The sequence below is a fragment of the Streptomyces sp. Ag109_O5-1 genome, from assembly GCF_003814875.1.
GTDB classification, from domain to species: domain Bacteria; phylum Actinomycetota; class Actinomycetes; order Streptomycetales; family Streptomycetaceae; genus Streptomyces; species Streptomyces sasae.
Window position 1 is genome coordinate 9,833,661 of record NZ_RKQF01000001.1, and the last position, 18,591, is coordinate 9,852,251.

At 71.3% G+C, this 18,591-nt stretch carries 17 protein-coding genes; 8 read left to right on the forward strand and 9 right to left on the reverse strand.

The genetic code is table 11. The features are described 5' to 3' along the window. Positions 1 to 2: 2 nt before the first annotated feature. The 4 genes from EDD90_RS44840 to EDD90_RS44855 all read left to right on the forward strand — a co-directional run bounded on the left by EDD90_RS44840 (position 3) and on the right by EDD90_RS44855 (position 4,156). The gene (locus EDD90_RS44840) at positions 3 to 677 is read left to right on the forward strand and encodes an urease accessory protein UreF (protein WP_123978797.1); all 675 of its coding nucleotides are present in this window, start codon (positions 3 to 5) and stop codon (positions 675 to 677) included. Between the two features lie 308 nt (positions 678 to 985). After that, a complete protein-coding gene (gene ureG, locus EDD90_RS44845) occupies positions 986 to 1,663 on the forward strand; it encodes an urease accessory protein UreG (RefSeq protein ID WP_123978798.1) in 678 nt (225 codons plus the stop codon). Then, positions 1,660 to 2,421, forward strand: a complete 762-nt coding sequence (locus tag EDD90_RS44850) for an urease accessory protein UreD (RefSeq protein ID WP_123978799.1) — start codon at positions 1,660 to 1,662, stop codon at positions 2,419 to 2,421. The genes ureG and EDD90_RS44850 overlap by 4 nt, the downstream gene beginning before the upstream one ends. A gap of 160 nt (positions 2,422 to 2,581) precedes the next feature. Next, the gene (locus tag EDD90_RS44855) at positions 2,582 to 4,156 is read left to right on the forward strand and encodes an alpha/beta hydrolase (protein WP_123978800.1); all 1,575 of its coding nucleotides are present in this window, start codon (positions 2,582 to 2,584) and stop codon (positions 4,154 to 4,156) included. Positions 4,157 to 4,224: 68 nt separating this feature from the next. On the opposite strand, the gene EDD90_RS44860 is transcribed toward EDD90_RS44855, so the two are convergent. The 5 genes from EDD90_RS44860 to EDD90_RS44880 form a co-directional block, all read right to left on the reverse strand. Continuing rightward, positions 4,225 to 4,950 (reverse strand): 1-acyl-sn-glycerol-3-phosphate acyltransferase, encoded by a 726-nt coding sequence (locus EDD90_RS44860; protein ID WP_123978801.1) that lies wholly within the window; start codon positions 4,948 to 4,950, stop codon positions 4,225 to 4,227. A gap of 124 nt (positions 4,951 to 5,074) precedes the next feature. Next, the gene (locus tag EDD90_RS44865; protein ID WP_185149445.1) at positions 5,075 to 6,829 is read right to left on the reverse strand and encodes a RyR domain-containing protein; all 1,755 of its coding nucleotides are present in this window, start codon (positions 6,827 to 6,829) and stop codon (positions 5,075 to 5,077) included. A gap of 131 nt (positions 6,830 to 6,960) precedes the next feature. After that, entirely contained in the window at positions 6,961 to 8,181 is a 1,221-nt protein-coding gene (rocD, locus tag EDD90_RS44870) for an ornithine--oxo-acid transaminase (protein WP_123978803.1), read from the reverse strand. 19 nt (positions 8,182 to 8,200) lie between these two features. Then, complete coding sequence (ddaH, locus tag EDD90_RS44875; protein WP_123978804.1) at positions 8,201 to 9,010, reverse strand: dimethylargininase; 810 nt, start codon at positions 9,008 to 9,010, stop codon at positions 8,201 to 8,203. A gap of 145 nt (positions 9,011 to 9,155) precedes the next feature. After that, positions 9,156 to 9,641 (reverse strand): Lrp/AsnC family transcriptional regulator, encoded by a 486-nt coding sequence (locus EDD90_RS44880; protein WP_123978805.1) that lies wholly within the window; start codon positions 9,639 to 9,641, stop codon positions 9,156 to 9,158. Between the two features lie 111 nt (positions 9,642 to 9,752). Between EDD90_RS44880 and EDD90_RS44885 the strand changes: the two genes are divergently transcribed. From EDD90_RS44885 to EDD90_RS44900, 4 genes are read left to right on the forward strand one after another with little or no spacing between them, the layout of a single operon-like run. Beyond that, the gene (locus EDD90_RS44885) at positions 9,753 to 10,502 is read left to right on the forward strand and encodes a LytTR family DNA-binding domain-containing protein (RefSeq protein ID WP_123978806.1); all 750 of its coding nucleotides are present in this window, start codon (positions 9,753 to 9,755) and stop codon (positions 10,500 to 10,502) included. 2 nt (positions 10,503 to 10,504) lie between these two features. Further along, entirely contained in the window at positions 10,505 to 10,864 is a 360-nt protein-coding gene (locus EDD90_RS44890) for a hypothetical protein (RefSeq protein WP_123978807.1), read from the forward strand. Positions 10,865 to 10,913: 49 nt separating this feature from the next. Next, entirely contained in the window at positions 10,914 to 12,626 is a 1,713-nt protein-coding gene (locus EDD90_RS44895; RefSeq protein ID WP_123978808.1) for a cation acetate symporter, read from the forward strand. Positions 12,627 to 12,675: 49 nt separating this feature from the next. Further along, complete coding sequence (locus EDD90_RS44900; protein ID WP_123978809.1) at positions 12,676 to 13,884, forward strand: sensor histidine kinase; 1,209 nt, start codon at positions 12,676 to 12,678, stop codon at positions 13,882 to 13,884. Between the two features lie 4 nt (positions 13,885 to 13,888). Here EDD90_RS44900 and EDD90_RS44905 read toward each other — a convergent pair whose 3' ends face one another. The 4 genes from EDD90_RS44905 to EDD90_RS44920 all read right to left on the reverse strand — a co-directional run bounded on the left by EDD90_RS44905 (position 13,889) and on the right by EDD90_RS44920 (position 18,423). After that, positions 13,889 to 14,080, reverse strand: a complete 192-nt coding sequence (locus EDD90_RS44905) for a hypothetical protein (RefSeq protein WP_123978810.1) — start codon at positions 14,078 to 14,080, stop codon at positions 13,889 to 13,891. A gap of 13 nt (positions 14,081 to 14,093) precedes the next feature. Further along, on the reverse strand, positions 14,094 to 15,956 hold the full coding sequence (locus EDD90_RS44910; protein WP_123978811.1) for a serine/threonine-protein kinase: 1,863 nt from the start codon (positions 15,954 to 15,956) through the stop codon (positions 14,094 to 14,096). Between the two features lie 34 nt (positions 15,957 to 15,990). Beyond that, positions 15,991 to 17,367: a PASTA domain-containing protein gene (locus tag EDD90_RS44915; protein WP_260328496.1), complete on the reverse strand. Its 1,377-nt coding sequence runs from the start codon at positions 17,365 to 17,367 to the stop codon at positions 15,991 to 15,993. Positions 17,368 to 17,472: 105 nt separating this feature from the next. Then, on the reverse strand, positions 17,473 to 18,423 hold the full coding sequence (locus EDD90_RS44920; RefSeq protein WP_123978813.1) for a cytochrome c oxidase assembly protein: 951 nt from the start codon (positions 18,421 to 18,423) through the stop codon (positions 17,473 to 17,475). Positions 18,424 to 18,591 lie beyond the last annotated feature (168 nt).

Here is an 18,591-nt window from a genome sequence, read left to right on the forward strand (position 1 = left end):
TGATGTCTCGGGCGGCGTTGCTGGTGTTGGCCGACGGCCGCTTTCCCGCCGGAGGGCATGCGCACTCCGGCGGGGCCGAAGCGGCGGTCAAGGCCGGGCGGATCAGCGGGGCGGCGGATCTGGAGGAGTTCTGCCGGGGGCGGTTGCACACGGCGGGGCTGATGGCGGGCGCGTTCGCCGCGGCTGCGGTACTCGGTGCGGAGGTACGGGAGCTGGATGCGGCAGCCGATGCGCGGACGCCGTCGCCCGCGCTTCGGGGCACGGCTCGCAAGCTCGGGCGGCAGCTGCTGCGGGCCGCTCGGGTGACTTGGCCGGGGCCCGAACTCGACGCCGTTGCCCGGGAGTTTCCCAAGGGGGCGCATCAGCCGGTGGTGTTGGGGGTGGTCGCTCGGGCGGCGGGGCTTTCGGTGGCGGATGCGGCGTACTGCGCGGCGTATGAGTGCGTGAGCGGGCCGGCCACGGCGGTGGTGCGGTTGCTGAGTCTGGATCCGTTCGAGGCGACGGGGGTGCTGGCTCGGTTGGCGCCGGAGGTGGATCGGGTGGTCGACCAGGCGGTGGAGGCGGCGCGCGGGGCGGCCGGGGGTGGGGTGGATGTACTGCCCGCGGGGTCGGCGCCGTTGCTGGAGATCGGGGCGGAGTGGCATGCGGGGTGGGGGGTGCGGTTGTTCGCGTCCTAGTTTTCTCGCCCCCGCCGCCCCTACCCGTCCCATCACCAGGGGGCTGCGCCCCCTTCGACCCCCGCCGCGCCCTGCCGGGGGCTGCCGCCCCGGACCCCCGTTTCGGCCTGAACGGCCTCGTCCTCAAACGCCGGACAGGCTGGAAGGGGTGCGGACCGGTCTTTGTCCTCAGACGTCGGACGGGCTGGAGGGGGTGCGGGCCGGTCTTCGTCCTCAGACGTCGGACGGGCTGGAGGGGGTGCGGGCCGGTCTTTGTCGTCAGACGTCGGACGGGCTCAGAGTGGGCCAATCATATGAAGGAGCCGTATATGCACCTCGATCACGATCATCACGGTCCCGCCGTCCTGAGCGCCGACGCGCGTCGGCCCGATGGGGCCCGGCGTGCCCTTCGGATCGGGCTCGGTGGGCCCGTCGGGTCCGGGAAGACCGCTACCGTCGCCGCGCTCTGCCGGGCTCTGCGTGACGAGTTGTCCCTCGCCGTCGTCACCAACGACATCTACACGCGCGAGGACGCCGAGTTCCTGCTTCGGGAGGCCGTGTTGCCGCCCGAGCGGATCACCGCCGTCGAGACGGGGGCCTGTCCGCACACCGCGATCCGCGACGACATCTCAGCCAACCTCGAAGCCGTGGAGGACCTGGAGGACGAGGTCGGGCCGCTGGACCTCATCCTCGTCGAGTCGGGCGGGGACAATCTCACCGCCACCTTCTCCAAGGGGCTCGTGGACGCGCAGATCTTCGTGATCGACGTGGCCGGCGGGGACGACATCCCCCGGAAGGGCGGCCCGGGGGTGACCACCGCCGATCTGCTGGTCGTCAACAAGACCGACCTCGCTCCCTACGTGGGTTCCGATCTGGCGCGGATGGCCGCCGACGCCAAGGCGCAGCGGGCGGAACTGCCCGTCGTCTTCCAGTCGTTGCGCGGCGAGGCCGGTGTCGGGGACGTCGCCTCGTGGGTGCGGGAGCGGCTCGCAGCGTGGACGGCGTGACCGCCACCGGTGTGCGGGCGACCGCGCGGATCGTCGCCCGGGAGGACGGGCGGGGCGGGACGTCGTTGCCTGTGCTGGAGGGCCAGGGGCCGCTCGCGCTGCGGCGCACCCGGGGGAGCGGTGCCGAGGCCCGGGTGATGGTCGTCGGGGCGATGAGCGGGCCGCTCGGTGGCGACCGGTTCTCGGTCGAGGCGACGGTGGAGCGTGGGGCACGGCTGTGTGTCGGGTCCGCCGCGGCCACCATCGCTCTGCCGGGGCAGGCGAAGGGCGAGGCCCGGTACGACGTTCGGCTCGATGTCGCCGACGGCGGTGAACTACGGTGGCTGCCCGAACAGTTGATCTCGGCGAAGGGGAGCGATCTGCACGTCACGACCCGCGCCGACGTCGGAGCCGGCGGGCGGCTCGTGCTGCGTGAGGAGCAGGTGCTCGGGCGGGCGGGGGAGGAGCCCGGGCGGCTCACCAGTCGGCTCACCGTGCGCGTCGCAGGGAAGGCCGTACTGGACCAGGAGCTGGCCTGCGGTCCCGGGGTGCCCGGTGGATGGGACGGGCCCGCCGTGCTGGGGGGACATCGCGCGGTGGGGCAACTCGTCGTCGTACGGCCGGAGTTCGAGGCCGAGCCGGTGGCGGCGAGGATGCTGGGGGAGTGCGCCGCCCTCACTCCGCTCGTCGGGCCCGCCGTTCTGGTGAGTGCGGTGGCAGTCGACGCGCTGCGGCTGCGGCGGGTGTTGGACGAGGCGTTGGGTCATCTCTCTGGCTGATCCGCTCAGCGGGACGTGATCGTCCGGTTATCGGATTGGTAACGACGGCTGTCACACCCTGTTCTCAGGAGGTTCACAGCCGGAAGGATCCCCTCTGACTATTCGTCACCATGTACGGGGAGGGGCCCACTTGAGGGACAACTTCAGATCGAGGAGCCGGATGCTGGCGCTCGGTTCCGCGGGCGCGCTCGTCACGGCGACCCTGATCACCGGTGCGCTCGCGGCGCCCGCGTCCGGTGCCGAGGCGCACAAGGGCGGCCAGGACCGTGCACAGTGGGGCGCTTCCGTCGCCGCCGCGCGTGCCGCCAAGGCCGGCATCGACTGGGCGGACTGCCCGGCCGACTGGGGCTTCGAAAAGCCCATCCAGTGCGGCTGGGTCAGCGTGCCGCTCGACTACACGAACCCCTACGGCAAGCAGATCAAGCTGGCCGTCGACCGAATAGGCAACACGGGGACGAAGGCGGAGCGCCAGGGCGCGCTCGTCTACAACCCCGGCGGCCCGGGCGGTTCGGGGATGCGCTTCCCGCGCCGGGTCACCACCAAGAACCCGCTGTGGGTCAACACCGCGAAGGCGTACGACTTCGTGGGCTTCGACCCGCGTGGCGTCGGCCACTCCGCGCCCATCTCCTGCATCGACCCGCAGGAGTTCGTGAAGGCGCCCAAGGCCGACCCGGTGCCGGACACCGAGGCCGACAAGACCGCCCAGCGCAAGCTCGCCAGGCAGTACGCGGACGGCTGCGCCGCGCGCACCGGCCGGGCGATGCTCCAGCAGATGACCACCCCGAACACCGCACGCGACCTGGACGTCATCCGGGCCGCGCTCGGCGAGAAGAAGCTCAACTACCTCGGGGTCTCCTACGGCACGTACCTCGGCGCCGTGTACGGGACGCTGTTCCCGGGGCATGTGCGCCGGATGATCGTCGACAGTGTCGTCAACCCGTCGCGGGAGAACATCTGGTACCAGGCCAACCTGGAGCAGGACATCGCCTTCGAGGGCCGCTGGAAGGACTGGGAGGACTGGGTCGCAGCCAACGACGCCGCCTTCCACCTCGGGACCACCCGCGACGCCGTCCAGGCCAAGTGGCTCCAGCTGCGCGCCACCGCCAAGGCGAACCCGATCGGCGGGGTCGTCGGACCGGCCGAGCTGATCTCCTTCTTCCAGAACGCGCCGTACTACGACTCCTCGTGGGTCCCGGTCGCGACGGTGTTCAGCAAGTACTTCGCGGGTGACACCCAGGCTCTGGTCGACGCCGCCGCCCCGGACCTCACCGACACCGCCGGCAACATCACCTCGGAGAACAGCAACGCCGTCTACACGGCCGTCGAGTGCACCGACGCCAAGTGGCCCACCAGCTGGAAGAAGTGGGACCGCGACAACACCGAGCTCAACAAGCAGTACCCGTTCATGACCTGGGCCAACGCGTGGATGAACCTGCCGTGCGCCACCTGGCCGGTCAAGCAGCAGACCCCGGTCGAGGTCACGACCCACAAGGGGCTGCCGCAGGTGCTGATCGTGCAGTCCACCCGCGACGCCGCCACCCCGTACCCCGGCGCCGTCCAACTGCACAAGCGCTTCAAGGGCTCCCGTCTCATCACCGAGCAGGGCGCCGGCTCGCACGGCGTGACCGGCCTGGTCAACCCGTGCATCAACGACCGCGTGGACGCCTACCTGCTTACCGGCAAGCTGGACAGTGCGGACGTCACCTGCACACCGCACGCGACTCCGAAGCCGTAGCCACAGCCACAGCCGTTTAGCCGGTGCGGGCGGCGGGGAGCATCTCCCCGCCGCCCGCACTCATACCCTCAACTGAGCGGCGCGCGCGGGAACCTGCGTTCCTTCCCGCCCTTCTCCGCGGCCTGATCGGCCTTGACGACGGCCGCGTACTGGTCGACGTACTCCTGCCCGGAGAGGGACAGGATGGCGTAGATGATCTCGTCGGTGATGGCGCGCAGGACGGCCTTCTCGTCCTCCATCCCGGCGTACCGGGAGAACTCGAGGGGCTTGCCGAAGCGGATCACCACGGGGTGGACGTTCGGGATGACCTTGCCGGGCGGCTGCGCCTCGAAGGTGCCGATCATCGCGCACGGGATCACCGGGACCCCGGCCCGCAGCGCCATCACGGCGACACCGACCTTGCCCTTGTAGAGCCGGCCGTCGTGCGAGCGCGTGCCCTCCGGGTAGATGCCGAGCAACTCGCCCTTGCCCAGCACCTTGAGCCCCTCGCGGATCGCGGCCTGGCCCGCCTCCTTGCCGGAGCGGTCCACCGGGATCTGCCCGGCGCTGCGGAAGAAGAACGCGGTCAGCCGGCCCTTCAGACCCGGCCCGGTGAAGTACTCGGCCTTGGCGAGGAAGGTGATGCGCCGCTTCAGTACGGCCGGCATCAGGAAGTGGTCGGAGAAGGAGAGGTGATTGCCCGCGACGATCGCGGGTCCGGAGGCCGGCACGTGCTCCAGACCTTCGATGCGGGGGCGGAACACCAGTCTCAGCAGCGGCCCCAGGAGCACGTACTTGAGAAGGTAGTAGAACACGGCTGGCAGCCCCCAACTCCACGAGGTGACTTCAAACTGACGTTCTCCCAGGCCGGGGCCCACTTGTATGAATAGCACAGTTGGGGGACGTCGCCAGTCCGCTCGGCCCTCCCGCCGAGGAGTGTCACGGCTCTTCCGGGGTCAGCCGGACGATCTGGAAGCCGGCGGTCGCCAGCACGGACGGGAGTGCGCGCACGGCATCGCGGTCCCGGTCCCGTACGGATTCGCCGAGCAGCTCCCATTCCACGAGGTCGGGCCGGGTTCTGGCCGTGTCGTCACGGACATGGCCGTATGTCCAGCCCTCCCGCTGCCGAGCCGCCAGCCAGCGCCGGTGCTCCATGACGGCCAGCCGGCCGATCTCGTCGTCGCGGAAGGCGAACGGCGGCTTCGGCGCCACCCGAGGAGCTATCGCGCAGTCGATGGAGCGCAGCTTGGGGCCGATGTGCCGGGCCGCGGCCCGGTTGTCCTCCTGGAGCCGGCCGGGCAGCCGTTCCCAGGGGACCATGGACGGATTGGCCGCCACGACGTCCCCGTGCCGGCGGCGGGCCAGTACATACTCCTCGTGGAAGGCCCGGGCGAGCTGCTCCATCAGGTCGTCGTCGAGGAGTTCGGGCCGGCAGGCCGCGTCCAGCACCCCGAACGGCCGCAGCCTGCCGCCGAGATCGTCCAGCATCGCCGTGTCGCCGTCGCCGAGGGAGGCGCCGTAGGAGCCGGCCTCCTGCAGTTGGAGGGTCAGACCGTCCGGCGTGGTGGGCCAGGCCCTGACCGCCGTCAGCGCGGTACGCAGGGAGACGTCGTCCGGTCGGCAGCAGACGTAGACGCGTCCGGGCACGGTCGCCGGCTCGGCCGAGCGCAGCTCGGAGAGCAGCTCGTTGACGGCGTGTCCGGTCTCCGGCATGTCCCGTGGGGTGAGCCGGCACACCTCGGCCAGGAACTCGTACCGGGTGCACAGAGCGGTGAGCGCGGCGGTGGCGGAGTCACCGGCCCAGGTCACCGGAAGCGGCCCGGACGGGTGCTCGCGCAGCCGCCAGCGCCGGGCCAGTTCGACGAGGAGGGCGCGGGCGAACGGGGAGACCCCGACGATCAGACAGCCCGCCGGAGCGGCGGCGTCCTGGGCCTCGAAGCCTTCCTCGGCGGCGAGTTGACGGGCCGCGAGGACATCCACGTTGAAGAAGTCGAGGCGTACCCGGCTCTGTGCCGTGCCCACCAGGTGGCGGGCCTGCAGGGCGGTGCACATCTCCTGGTCGGCGACCGCCGCGTGCACCCGCAGCGGCTCGCGGGAACGGGTGGCCAGGTCCCGCACCGCCGCGGCGATCAGGACGTTGGCACCGTAGTCCTCGTCGCACGCGTAGACGGCGGCCGCGCGGACCGCTCCGGCCCTGCGGAGCGTCTCCGGGCGACGGCCGTCCCCGACCACGTTCAGCACCCCGTCGTCGTTGCCGGCGGCGGAGACGACGACCACGGTCTTGCCCGCCGCCCGCAGCCGGGCCGCCAGCATCCGGGCGGTCCCGCCCGACCCGCAGACCACGCAGTGCCCGCGCAGCCGCGCCATCCGCAGCCGCAGCAGTTCACCGGCGCCGAGGATCCGGACCGTCTCGGCGAGCGCGTAGACCGTGGTGAGCGGGGCCGCGTACCGGGCCACGTCAAGTGCCAGGGGGAGCGGACCGCCCCTGTCCAGCGGTGTGGCGGACAGCACGAACAACTGGCAGGAGTAGTAGAGGAGGTCGGCCGGGCCGTGCCCGAACTCCGGGCGTTGCCGCAGATAGGTCCGGAAGCCGACGCAACCGAGCACCACCGCCGCCACGGCCAGGGCGGCGAAGCTCAGCCTGAAGACGGTGAAGGGACGTAAGGGCAGCTCGTCCCGCTCTCGTGTGACCATTGCGCACCCCCGTGAGCAACCGCGCCATGCGCACCCCATGGTCGGTGCCCTCCCGCGGCGCGTCAATGCGCACCATCGCGGCGGGGCGGCCGCGCTCCCGGGCGCGGCCGCCGTCGTACGCCGGCCGGGGGTCAGGCCGTCAGGACCTTCTCCAGCGAGCCCAGCGCGGACCGCAGTTCCTCCGCCGTGATGGTCAGCGGCGGGGCCAGCCGGATCGTGGAGCCGTGCGTGTCCTTGACCAGGACGCCCTCGCGCATCAGCCGTTCGCTGATCTCGCGGCCGGTGCCGATCGCCGGGTCCACGTCGACGCCCGCCCACAGCCCTCGCGAGCGGAAACCGACCACACCCCTGCCGACCAGCTCCGCCAGACCGTCCCGCAGGATCACGCCCGACTCCGCCGCCCTGCGCTGGAACTCGCCGCCCTCCAGCAGCTCGACCACCGCCGTGCCGACGGCTGCCGCGAGCGGGTTGCCGCCGAACGTCGAGCCGTGCTCGCCGGGCCGCAGCACGCTCATCACCTCGCGCCGGGCCACCACCGCCGACACCGGCACGATCCCGCCGCCGAGCGCCTTGCCGAGCAGCAGCACGTCCGGCACGACATCCTCGTGGTCCACGGCGAGGGTACGGCCGGTGCGGCCGAGACCCGACTGGATCTCGTCGGCGACGAACAGGCAGCCCGCCCGCCGGGTCAGTTCACGGACCCCGGTCAGATAGCCGTCGTCGGGGATCATCACCCCGGCCTCGCCCTGGATCGGCTCGATCAGCACGGCCGCCGTCGTCTCGTCGACCGCCGCCTCCAGCGCGGCCAGGTCGTTGTACGGCACGATCCGGAAGCCCGGCGTGAACGGACCGAACCCTGCCCGGGCCGTCTCGTCCGTGGAGAAGCTGACGATCGTGGTCGTACGGCCGTGGAAGTTGTCCGCCGCGACGACGATCGTGGCCTGGTCGGTGGGGACGCCCTTCACGTCGTAGGCCCACTTGCGGGCCACCTTGATGCCGCTCTCCACCGCCTCCGCGCCGGTGTTCATCGGCAGCACCATGTCCAGGCCTGTCAACTCCGCGAGCCGCTCGGCGAATTCGGCCAGGCGGTCGTTGTGGAAGGCGCGGGAGGTGAGGGTGAGCTGGTCGAGCTGGCGGTGCGCGGCCTCGACCAGGGCCGGGTGGCGGTGGCCGAAGTTGAGGGCCGAGTAGCCGGCCAGCATGTCGAGGTAGCGGCGGCCCTCGACGTCCTCCACCCAGGTGCCCTCGGCACGGGCGACCACGACGGGCAGCGGGTGGTAGTTGTGTGCGAGGACCGGTTCCTCCGCCTCGATCAGTTCGGCGGAGGAGCGTGTGTGCGCGGGTGCGGTCATCAGTGGGGTCTCCTGGTCCTCAGCGGATTTCCTGGGTGCAGCACTTGATGCCGCCGCCGGCCTTGTGGAACTCGGACAGATCGACGGGGACGGGCTCGTAGCCCTGGTCGGCGAGGCGGGCGGCGAGCGCCTCGGCCTGCGGCGCGATGAAGACATGGCGGCCGTCGGAGACGGAGTTCAGGCCGAACGCCATCGCGTCGTCGCGGGTGGCGAGCACCGCGTCCGGGTACAGGCGCCGCAGTACGTCCTGACTGCCGGGTGAGAAGGCCTCGGGGTAGTAGACGATGTTCTGGTCGTCGAGGACGAACAGCGCGGTGTCCAGGTGGTAGAAGTACGGGTCCACCAGGGTCAGGCTGATCACCGGGTGGCCGAAGAACTCCTGCGCCTCCCGGTGCGCCTCACGGGTGGTGCGGAAGCCGGTGCCGGCGAGCAGGCAGCGGCCCGTCCAGACCAGGTCGCCCTCGCCCTCGACCACCGAGGCCGGGCGGTGCACGTCATAGCCCGCCGTCTTGAACCAGAGGTCGTAGTGGGTGGACTCGGGGCGCCGCTCGGGCGCGTGGAAGAGGGAGCCGAAGACGCGGCCGCCGACGACGACCGCCGAGTTCGCGGCGAAGACCATGTCGGGCAGGCCGGCGACCGGCTCCAGATGATCGACGCTGTGGCCATGAGCACGGTATGCGCCGATCAGCGCGGTCCACTGCTCCTGGGCCAGGTCGATGTCGACCCTGGTGTCGGGGTTCATCCAGGGATTGATCGCGTACTGCACGGCGAAGTGTCTGGGTTCGCAGACGAGGAAGCGCCGGACGCGCGGCACACGGCTTTCGGACACAGAGGTGTTCCTCCGCTTTCCTGCGGTGTCGACTGAGGGTTGACACCAAGGTAGAAAGCGACAGATCCGCACGACAAGAAATAAATGTTGCGCATCTGTGCAGGAATACTGCGTATCCGATCGTACAAACGCAGCATTGATGCGTTTACTCGGGCACGGGCTGTGTCGCGCCCGCCTCCGGGCTCTCCGGGAGCAGGTGCGACAGCACCATCACGCTGATCGTCTTCCGGATGAACGGCTCGACGCGGATCCGCTCCAGCACCTCCTCGAAGTGGTCCACGTCCCGCGCCCGCACGTGCAGCAGGGCGTCCGCGCCCCCGGTCACCGTCATGGCCGCGGTGATCTCCGGATGGTTGCGGACCACCTCCGCGAGCCTCCTGGGCGGGGCCGCGCCCTCGCAGTACACCTCGACGTACGCCTCCGTGCGCCAGCCGAGCGCCGACGGCTTGACGGTGGCCGTGAACCCGGTGATCACACCGGTCTCGCGCAACCGGTCGACCCGCCGCTTCACAGCGGTGGCGGAGAGCCCGACGGCCGCGCCGATCTCGGCGAAACTGGTCCGCGCGTTCGCCATCAGCGCGGTGGTGATCTTCCGGTCGAGTTCGTCGAACGGGACGGTGCCGCTGTTCATGTGCGCACTGTATCCACGCGCGCAGACGGTTCAGGAGCACCACTTCATCCGGCGCGAACGTCCACGTCCGGTACATGTCCAGCGCCCCGCCGAGCCGCCTACACTCCGTTCATGCTGCGCGCCCTCGCCGTCGACGACGAACGCCCCTCGCTGGAGGAGCTTCTCTACTTACTCAACGCCGATCCGCGGATCGGCAGTATCGAGGGCGCCGGGGACGCCACCGAGGCGCTGCGCCGCATCACCCGCGCCCTGGAGTCCGGACCACAGGGCCCCGAGGCGATCGACGTCGTCTTCCTCGACGTCCAGATGCCGGGCCTGGACGGCCTGGAGATGGCCCGCCTCCTCACCGGCTTCGCCCGGCCCCCGCTGGTCGTCTTCGTCACCGCCCACGAGGACTTCGCGGTGCGGGCCTTCGACCTCAAGGCGGTCGACTACGTCCTGAAGCCGGTACGGAAGGAACGCCTCGCGGAAGCGGTACGCCGGGCCGCCGAACTGCGCGGCGCCGCACCCCGGATATCCGTGCACGAACCCGACCCCGACCACATCCCGGTCGAACTCGGCGGTGTCACACGGTTCGTGGCCGTGGACGACATCACCCACGTCGAGGCCCAGGGGGACTACGCCCGCCTCCACACCGACCGCGGCAGCCACCTCGTCCGCATCCCCCTGTCCACGCTGGAGGACCGCTGGCGCTCCCGAGGCTTCGTCCGCATCCACCGCCGCCACCTCGTCGCCCTGCGCCACATCGGCGAACTCCGCCTGGACGCGGGCACGGTGAGCGTCCTGGTCAGCGACGAGGAACTCCAGGTGAGCCGGCGCCACGCACGCGAACTGCGGGACCTGCTGATGAGGAGGGTCTGACGATGCCCGCGGACCCCGCCGAGCGCCGTGTCACCGTCACCGGCCCGCCGCGCCGCAGCCGCCGTACCTCCGGCTACTACCGGCCGCGCACTGAGATCGACGAGCAGACCACCCTCGGCCACACCTATGTCCGCTCCCTCATGCGCACCCAACTCCGGGCCGCTCTGGTCGTGTTCGCGGTCCTCGTGTTCCTCGTCGGCCCGCTCCCGCTGGTCTTCGCGGCCGCCCCCGAGGCGCGCCGCCTGGAGTGGCTGGTGCTCGGCTTCTGCCTCTACGCCCCGCTGATCCTGCTCGCCCGCTGGTACGTGCGCCGCGCCGAACGCAACGAGGAGGACTTCGTCCGCCTCGTCGAGGACCGATGAGCCGTCGCATGCCAGCACCGGTCCTGAACTCCCGCCGGGACGAGGCCGGATGAACTCCGGATACGCCGTCCCGGCCGTCGCCCTCGTCGTCGTCGCGACCGTCCTGGTCGGCGCCTTCGGCCTGCGCATCTCCCGTACGACATCCGACTTCTACGTCGCCTCGCGCACCGTCGGCCCCCGCCTCAACGCGGCCGCGATCAGCGGCGAGTACCTCTCCGCCGCCTCCTTCCTGGGCATCGCGGGCCTGGTCCTCGTCCAGGGCCCGGACATGCTCTGGTACCCGGTCGGCTACACGGCCGGCTACCTGGTGCTGCTCCTCTTCGTCGCCGCCCCGCTGCGCCGCTCCGGCGCCTACACCCTCCCCGACTTCGCCGAGGCCCGGCTCGCCTCACAGGCGGTACGACGGCTCGCCGGGGCGTTCGTCGTGGGCGTCGGCTGGCTGTACCTGCTGCCGCAACTGCAGGGCGCGGGGCTGACGTTGGCGGTGCTCACCGGCGCCCCGGACGCGCTCGGCGGCCTCATCGTGGCCGTCGTCGTCGTGGCCACCGTGGCCGCCGGGGGGATGCGCAGCATCACCTTCGTCCAGGCCTTCCAGTACTGGCTGAAGCTCACCGCGCTCCTCGTCCCCGCCCTCTTCCTGGTCCTCGCCTGGCAGGGCGCCGGCGCCCCCACCCACGCCTTCGACGAGCCCGCCACCTTCCGCGACCGGCGCACCGTCGACGTCCAGGACACCCTCGCCCTCAAACTCGACCGCCCCCTCACGATCACCGTCACCGGCACGGTGGACGGCCGCCCGCGCGAGGATGCCAGGGTCACCCTCCCCGAGGGCACCCACCGCATCGCCGCCGGCACCCGGCTGACCTTCGCCGAGGGCACCCGCGTCCCCGCCACCGACCGCGGCACCAACGGCGGCATGTCCACCTCGCTCGCCGAGAGCCGCGAGGAACGCCCGCTGTACGCCACGTACGGACTGATCCTCGCCACCTTCCTCGGCACCATGGGCCTGCCCCATGTCGTCGTCCGCTTCTACACCAGCCCGCACGGCGTCGCCGCCCGCCGCACCACGGTCGCCGTCCTCGCCCTGATCGGCCTCTTCTACCTCCTGCCACCCGTCTACGGCGCCCTCGGCCGCCTCTACACCCCGGAACTCACCCTCACCGGAGACGCGGACGCCGCCGTCCTGCTGCTGCCCGACCGGGTCGTCGGCGGCGTCGGCGGCGAGCTGCTCGGCGCGCTGGTGGCGGGCGGCGCCTTCGCCGCGTTCCTCTCCACCGCCTCCGGGCTCACCATGGCGGTCGCCGGAGTCCTCACCCAGGACGTCCTCCCGTCGCGCGGCGTACGGCACTTCAGACTCGGGACCGTGCTGGCGATGGCCGTACCGCTCGCGGCCAGCGTGCTGGTGGGCGGGCTGCCGGTGGCCGACGCCGTCGGGCTCGCCTTCGCCGTATCGGCCTCCTCCTTCTGCCCGTTGCTGGTTCTCGGCATCTGGTGGCGGCGGCTGACCCCGCCCGGCGCGGCCGCCGGGATGCTGGTCGGGGGCGGCTCGGCGTTCTGCGCGGTGGCCGCGACGATGGCCGACTTCCCGGGCACCGGGAACCTGCACGCCCTGCTCGCGTGGCCGGCCCTCTGGTCGGTGCCGCTCGGCTTCCTCACCATGATCCTGGTGTCCCTCGCGACCGCGAGCCGGGTGCCGCCCGGAACGGCCGCGATCCTGGCCCGCTTCCACCTGCCGGAAGAGCTGCACGCGGAGGTCAAGGCGTGACCGCGTCCCTCCGAGGCGAGACCGCGCCGCCGTCTCCCGGGGGGAGGCCGTGACCGGTTTCCTGGCCGGCCTCCTGGTCGCCGTACTCCCGCTGCTCGCCGCTGGTTTCTGGCTGGGCCGCCGCACCGCGCGCCCCGAGGGCCTCGGCGGCGGCCTCGGCACCCCCGTCGAGTACGCCACCTTCGAGACCCTGCACACCGCGTCCCTGGCCGCACCCCCGCTCCGCGCGGGCCTCACCGAGGAGACCGCCCGCCGGTCGGCCCGTCGGCTGCGCACCCTGCTCGGCACCGACGCCCTCTGTCTCACCGACCACGAGAGCCTGCTGGTCTGGGACGGCGTCGGCGGCCACCACCGCACCGAGATCATGGAACGCCTCGCCGGACCGCTGGAGTCCGGCCGCGGCGAGGCCTTCCGGCTGCACTGCGAGGTGCCCGACTGCCCGGTCCGCTGGGCCGTGATCGCCCCCCTCACCGTCGACGACCGGGTCCACGGCGCCCTGGTCGCCTGCGCCCCGCGCGAGTCCGCCGTGCTGGTCCGGGCGGCCGGCGAGGTCGCCCGCTGGGTCAGCGTCCAACTGGAGCTGGCCGACCTCGACCGCTCCCGGACCCGCCTCATCGAGGCCGAGATCCGCGCCCTGCGCGCCCAGATCTCCCCCCACTTCATCTTCAACTCGCTCGCGGTGATCGCCTCGTTCGTACGCACCGACCCCGAGCGCGCCCGCGAACTGCTCCTGGAGTTCGCCGACTTCACCCGCTACTCGTTCCGCAGGCACGGCGACTTCACCACCCTCGCCGACGAACTCCACGCCATCGACCACTACTTGGCGCTCGTCCGGGCCCGGTTCGGCGACCGCCTCACGGTCACCCTCCAGATCGCCCCCGAGGTGCTCCCGGTCACCCTGCCCTTCCTCTGCCTCCAGCCCCTCGTCGAGAACGCCGTCAAACACGGCCTGGAGGGCAAGACCGGCACCTGCCACATCCAGATCACCGCCCAGGACACGGGCGCCGAGGCCCTGGTCGTCATCGAGGACGACGGCGCCGGCATGGACCCCGTGCTGCTGCGCAGCATCCTGGCCGGCGAGACCAGCCCCTCGGGCGGCATCGGCCTGTCCAACGTCGACGACCGGCTCCGCCAGGTCTACGGCGACGACCACGGCCTCGTCATCGAGACCGCCCCAGGCGCGGGCATGAAGATCACCGCCCGGCTGCCCAAGTACCAGCCCGGAGTGCACCGGACCGCCCGCCTGACGACGGACTGAGCGGTCAGCCGCTCTGCTGGGTCATCACCATCGCCAGCGTCAGCAGCCCCAGCACCACCCACCCGAACCACAGCCAGCCGTTGCTGCCGAGCGCCACCGTGTAGGCCGTCACCACCACGAGACCGCCGACGGTGAGCACCCCCATCGCCTTGGTGGAGCCGTTGGAACCGTTCGAACCGTTCGCAGAACCGGGCATCGCGACACCCTCCTCAGGGTCCGTCCCCCTCCATGGTGCCCCCGTTCTGCTTCCGGACGGTGCAGACGGCGAAATGAAAGCCGGCCGTCCACGTGGCCTGACTCGTCCAGGAGTGCGCCTCGTACACGGAAGGATCGAATCCGTACTCCTGGGGCGGTACGTCCCGTGCGCACGCCTGGTCCTGCTGTTTCCCCGCTTTGGCCAGCGTCAGGTCGGCGGCCAGCCGCGTGAACCCGAGCACCTCCTCGTCGTGCGGCCCCGAGCAGGAGACGAGCTCAGCGGTCCGCCTGGGCGGCAGCCGGAGACAGTCCCGCTTCTGCATGGTGGCGTTGCCCACGAACGAGGCCCCCATCGTGCGGTACCCGTCGAGCGGCCCGTAGACGGGTCCGTGCGCCCCCAGCACCAGACAGGCCACCCGCCCTCCGGTCGCCTCGAACCCGTCCCCGCTCGGTACGACGGCGACGGGCCGCACATCCGCGAGCTTGCCGCGCAGCTCCCTGGTCCGCTCCTCGCACCCGGCGGGCCCCTTCTCACGAGCCTCCGAGGCGGAGGCCACCGGCACGAACGTCATCACCTGGCCGTCCGGCGCCCTGTCCGCGCAGGTCGGGTCGACGGTGAGGGTCGGGGTGCCCACGAAACGCGTCCCGCTGGACCACTCGGCGACCACACAGTCACCGCCCTTGAGGGGCTGCGCAAGGCCCACCAGGCTGCCGTACGGCGGCCCGGCCGCTGAACCGTGGCTCTCGTGCGCGATCGCCCACCAGATCCCGGCCCCGGCCAGCACCAGCCCCAGGGCGGCGGCGATGGCGGCACGCAGGGCATGCGGGTACGGACCGCGCCGGTGGCCGGGGCGGTGGCCGGACGGGGGGTCGGCCGGGGCGTCGGGCCGGGGAACGGGCGACGGGACCGGGCTCGACACGACGTCGGGCGCTCCGAAGCCGGGCACCTCCGGTGCGTCGCCCCAGGGCGGTGCGGAACCCGGATCGGTGCGCGTACGGACGTACGCATCCGCCTGCGACGACACGATCAGCGACAGCGCGGCCTCGGCCTCCACCGCCGACATCCGCCGCTCCGGATCCTTGACGAGCAGCGCGAGCAGCACCGGCGCCAGCGCACCCGCCCGCACCGGCGGACAGGGCTCGTCCGTCACCGCGGCGGAGATCTCCGAGTAGTCCGAACCCCGCTCGAACGGCCGCCGCCCCTCCACCGCGTGGTACAGCGTGCACCCCAGCGAGAACAGATCGGCGGCCGGCGTGGGCGGCCCGGCCATGACCCGCTCCGGCGCCACATACCCCGCCGTCCCGACCAGCGCCGACGGCTGCGTGTACCGGGTCTCGCCGCCGTACGGCTGCACCGAGATGCCGTAGTCCGTCAGCAGGACACGGGCATACGGCGCCCCGGTACGGTCGGGCGCCAGCAGGATGTTCGCCGGTTTCACGTCCCGGTGCATCAGACCCCGCTGGTGTCCGGCCGTCAGCGCGTCCAGGACGGCGAGGCCGATCCGGGCGCACTCGGCGGGCGGCAACGGGCCGCCCCGCCCCACCAGCACCCGCAGATCGACCGCGTCCGGCACGTACTCCATCACGATCCACGGCAGCCCGTCGTGCTCCAGCACGTCGTGCACGGTCACCACATGCGGATTCGCGCGCAGCCCGGCCGCGTGCCGCGCCTCCGCCCGGGCCCGCGCCACCCGGTCGGCGCGTTCCTGCTCGTCCGGACCCTGCAGCACCAGCTCCTTCAGCGCGACCTCGCACTCCAGGACCGGGTCGTGAGCGAGCCAGACATGCCCCATACCGCCGCTGCCCAGCTGCTTCAGCAGTACGTACCGGCCGCCGATGACCCGGCCGTCTCCTGACACAGGGGTTCCTTCGCCCATCCAGTCACTCCCGGGTTCGCGTTCGCGTGCGGTGTCACGTGGTGCCGGAGCCGGTACCGTCCGCCGGCACCGGTTCGCCGGGCGCGGCCGGTTCCGTTCCCGACGGAGAAGGGCCGGTGGCGCTGTGGGTGACGGACGGGGAGTCCGGCGGGCGCGCGGAAGCCGAGTCCGGCGGTGGATCCGAGGAGGCCGGCGGGGCGGGGGAGGCCCCCTGGTAGGCGGAGGAGGGCGGGTCCGAGGGCGGCAGCGGACCCGAAGCGAGGGGCGAGGACGCACGGGACGGCGTACCGGAGTCCGACGGCGTGTCCGACGAAGACACCCCCGACGGCGACGAGGACGACGATGACGTGGACCCCGGATCCGGCGACGTGGACCCCGGATCCGATGACGAGGACCCCGGATCCGATGACGTGGACCCCGGATCCGATGACGTGGACCCCGGATCCGATGACGACGAGGACCCCGAGATCTCCCCTCCCACGGATCCGGAGGACGACGATCCGCCGGACTCGTCGCCGCTCGTGCCCCCGGCCACCCGCAGGGTGACGTACTCCCCGAACGTCAGCCGTGTCCCCGCCACCGGGTCCGAGGCCAGTACCCGGGCGTCGTCGGGCGGCGGCTCGGCACTGTCGTAGGCGGCGGCCAGCTCCGCGCCGGAGAGCCGTCCGCTCGCCGCGCCGAAGGACAGGCCGACGACATCGGGGACGGCATGCTGCTCGCCGGTGCTGAACACGGTGTCGTGCGAGCCCGTCGTGCCGACCGGCCGCTCGAAGCCCCGCTCGGGGTCGGCGACATCGACGAGCGCGAGTTGCCTCAGCGGCCGCGCGGCGGGTCGTACCGCCGTCACCTCGTGCTCGTCGTACCCCGGCCACACCTTGTTGCCGTGCTCGAAGTCGACCTTGATGCGGCCGGCGTCGCCCTTGAAAGGCCGCAGCGGATTTCCGCACGAGCACTTCACGGCGGGCTGTCCCTGCTGATCGACGAGAACGGCGATTCCGGCCTGGAGCAGGGAGTCGTAGGACACTGCGGTGCCGCTTTTGTAATCGTGGTTTTTCACGAGGGTGTCGTGACGCAGGAGTACCGGAGTGAGTCGGTCGAGAAAATCAGGAATGTGTTCGGTCGAGATTTTGAAGACACCGGCCCATGCCTGTGCCTTTCGGTGATTCGCGGGATCGGTGAGGAATTTCTTGAGTTTCTCGACGTCGCAGATCGTCGGCTGCCGGGTTCCCCCGTAGAGACCGGGCGCGTCCCCCTGCTGCAGGTTGCCGCGCACCGGCAGTGAAGGGGCCTGTTTGTCGTGGCCGACCCCCTGGCCCTCGTCGAAGAACGGGTCGAGCGCCGGCACACCGACGGCGGCCGCCTTGACGTCGTGCGAGTCCCGCCCGCATCCGCTGAGTATCAGTACCGGCACCAGGACAACAAGCACACATGCCTGGTGCAAGAAAGCGCGAAGTGTCATCACCGCTCCCCCCGGCGGTTATCCCATCGCGCTTTATGCTACTGAACGAAAACCCTTTCAGCCCTTGCGTGCGTTCAGTGAGGCCAAATAGGCGTTGTACGCCTCGAGTTCCTTGTCGCCGTCCCGGTCGGCGGCCCGGTCCGTACGCCGGGCCTGGCGCTGCTCCGAGCCGTACCACTGGAACAACAGCGCGATCAGCACCAGCACGGACGGAATCTCACTGAACGCCCAGGCGATCCCGCCGGCCGCGTTCTGGTCGGAGAGCGCGTCGATGCCGAGCGAGGCGGCCGGGTTCTTGAACGTCTCCACCATCGGTTCCGACGCCATCATCAACGCGATACCGAAGAAGGCGTGGAACGGCATGCCCGCGAACAGCTCCAGCATGCGCATGAGATACCCCGGCCGGTGCGGCCCCGGGTCCACGCCGATGATCGGCCAGAAGAAGACGATACCGACGGCGAAGAAGTGGACCATCATCGCGATGTGCCCGGTCTTCGAGCCCATGAGGAAGTCGAACAGCGGTGTGAAGTAGAGCGCGTACAGGCTCGCGATGAACAGCGGGATCGTGAAGGCGGGGTGGGTGATGACCCGCATGTAGCGGCTGTGCAGCAGGGCCAGCAGCAGCTCACGCGGCCCCTTCCGGCCCTTCCCCGCGACCGGCAGCGCGCGCAGTGCGAGGGTGACCGGGGCGCCCAGCAGGACGAAGATGGGCGACAGCATGCTGATGATCATGTGCTGCACCATGTGCACGCTGAACATGACCATCCCGTAGTCGTTCAGCCTGGTGCACATCACGAGCATGACGGTCAGCACACCGACGACGAACGACACGGTCCGCCCCACGGACCACGAGTCCCCGCGCCGCCGCAGCCGCACCACACCCCACCCGTACAGAGCGAGCCCGGCCACACAGGCGACGAGAAAGAAGGGATCCGCCGACCACTCCAGCCCGCGCCCCAGCGTGAACGGCGGCAGATCCATGGTCATGCCGTGCCCGCTGTGATCCATCCGGCGGCTCCTGATTCGTGGGGGGTTGTGCGTTTCCTGCCGACCCCAGAGTAGAACCGCCCCCGACCGCACTTGCGACCGGGGGCGAGTGTCCCTACCTCCAGGAAGGCGCGGGGTTGTGTCAATATGCGGCTCCGCCGCGTGGGCGCGAGCAACCACGCAGGATCC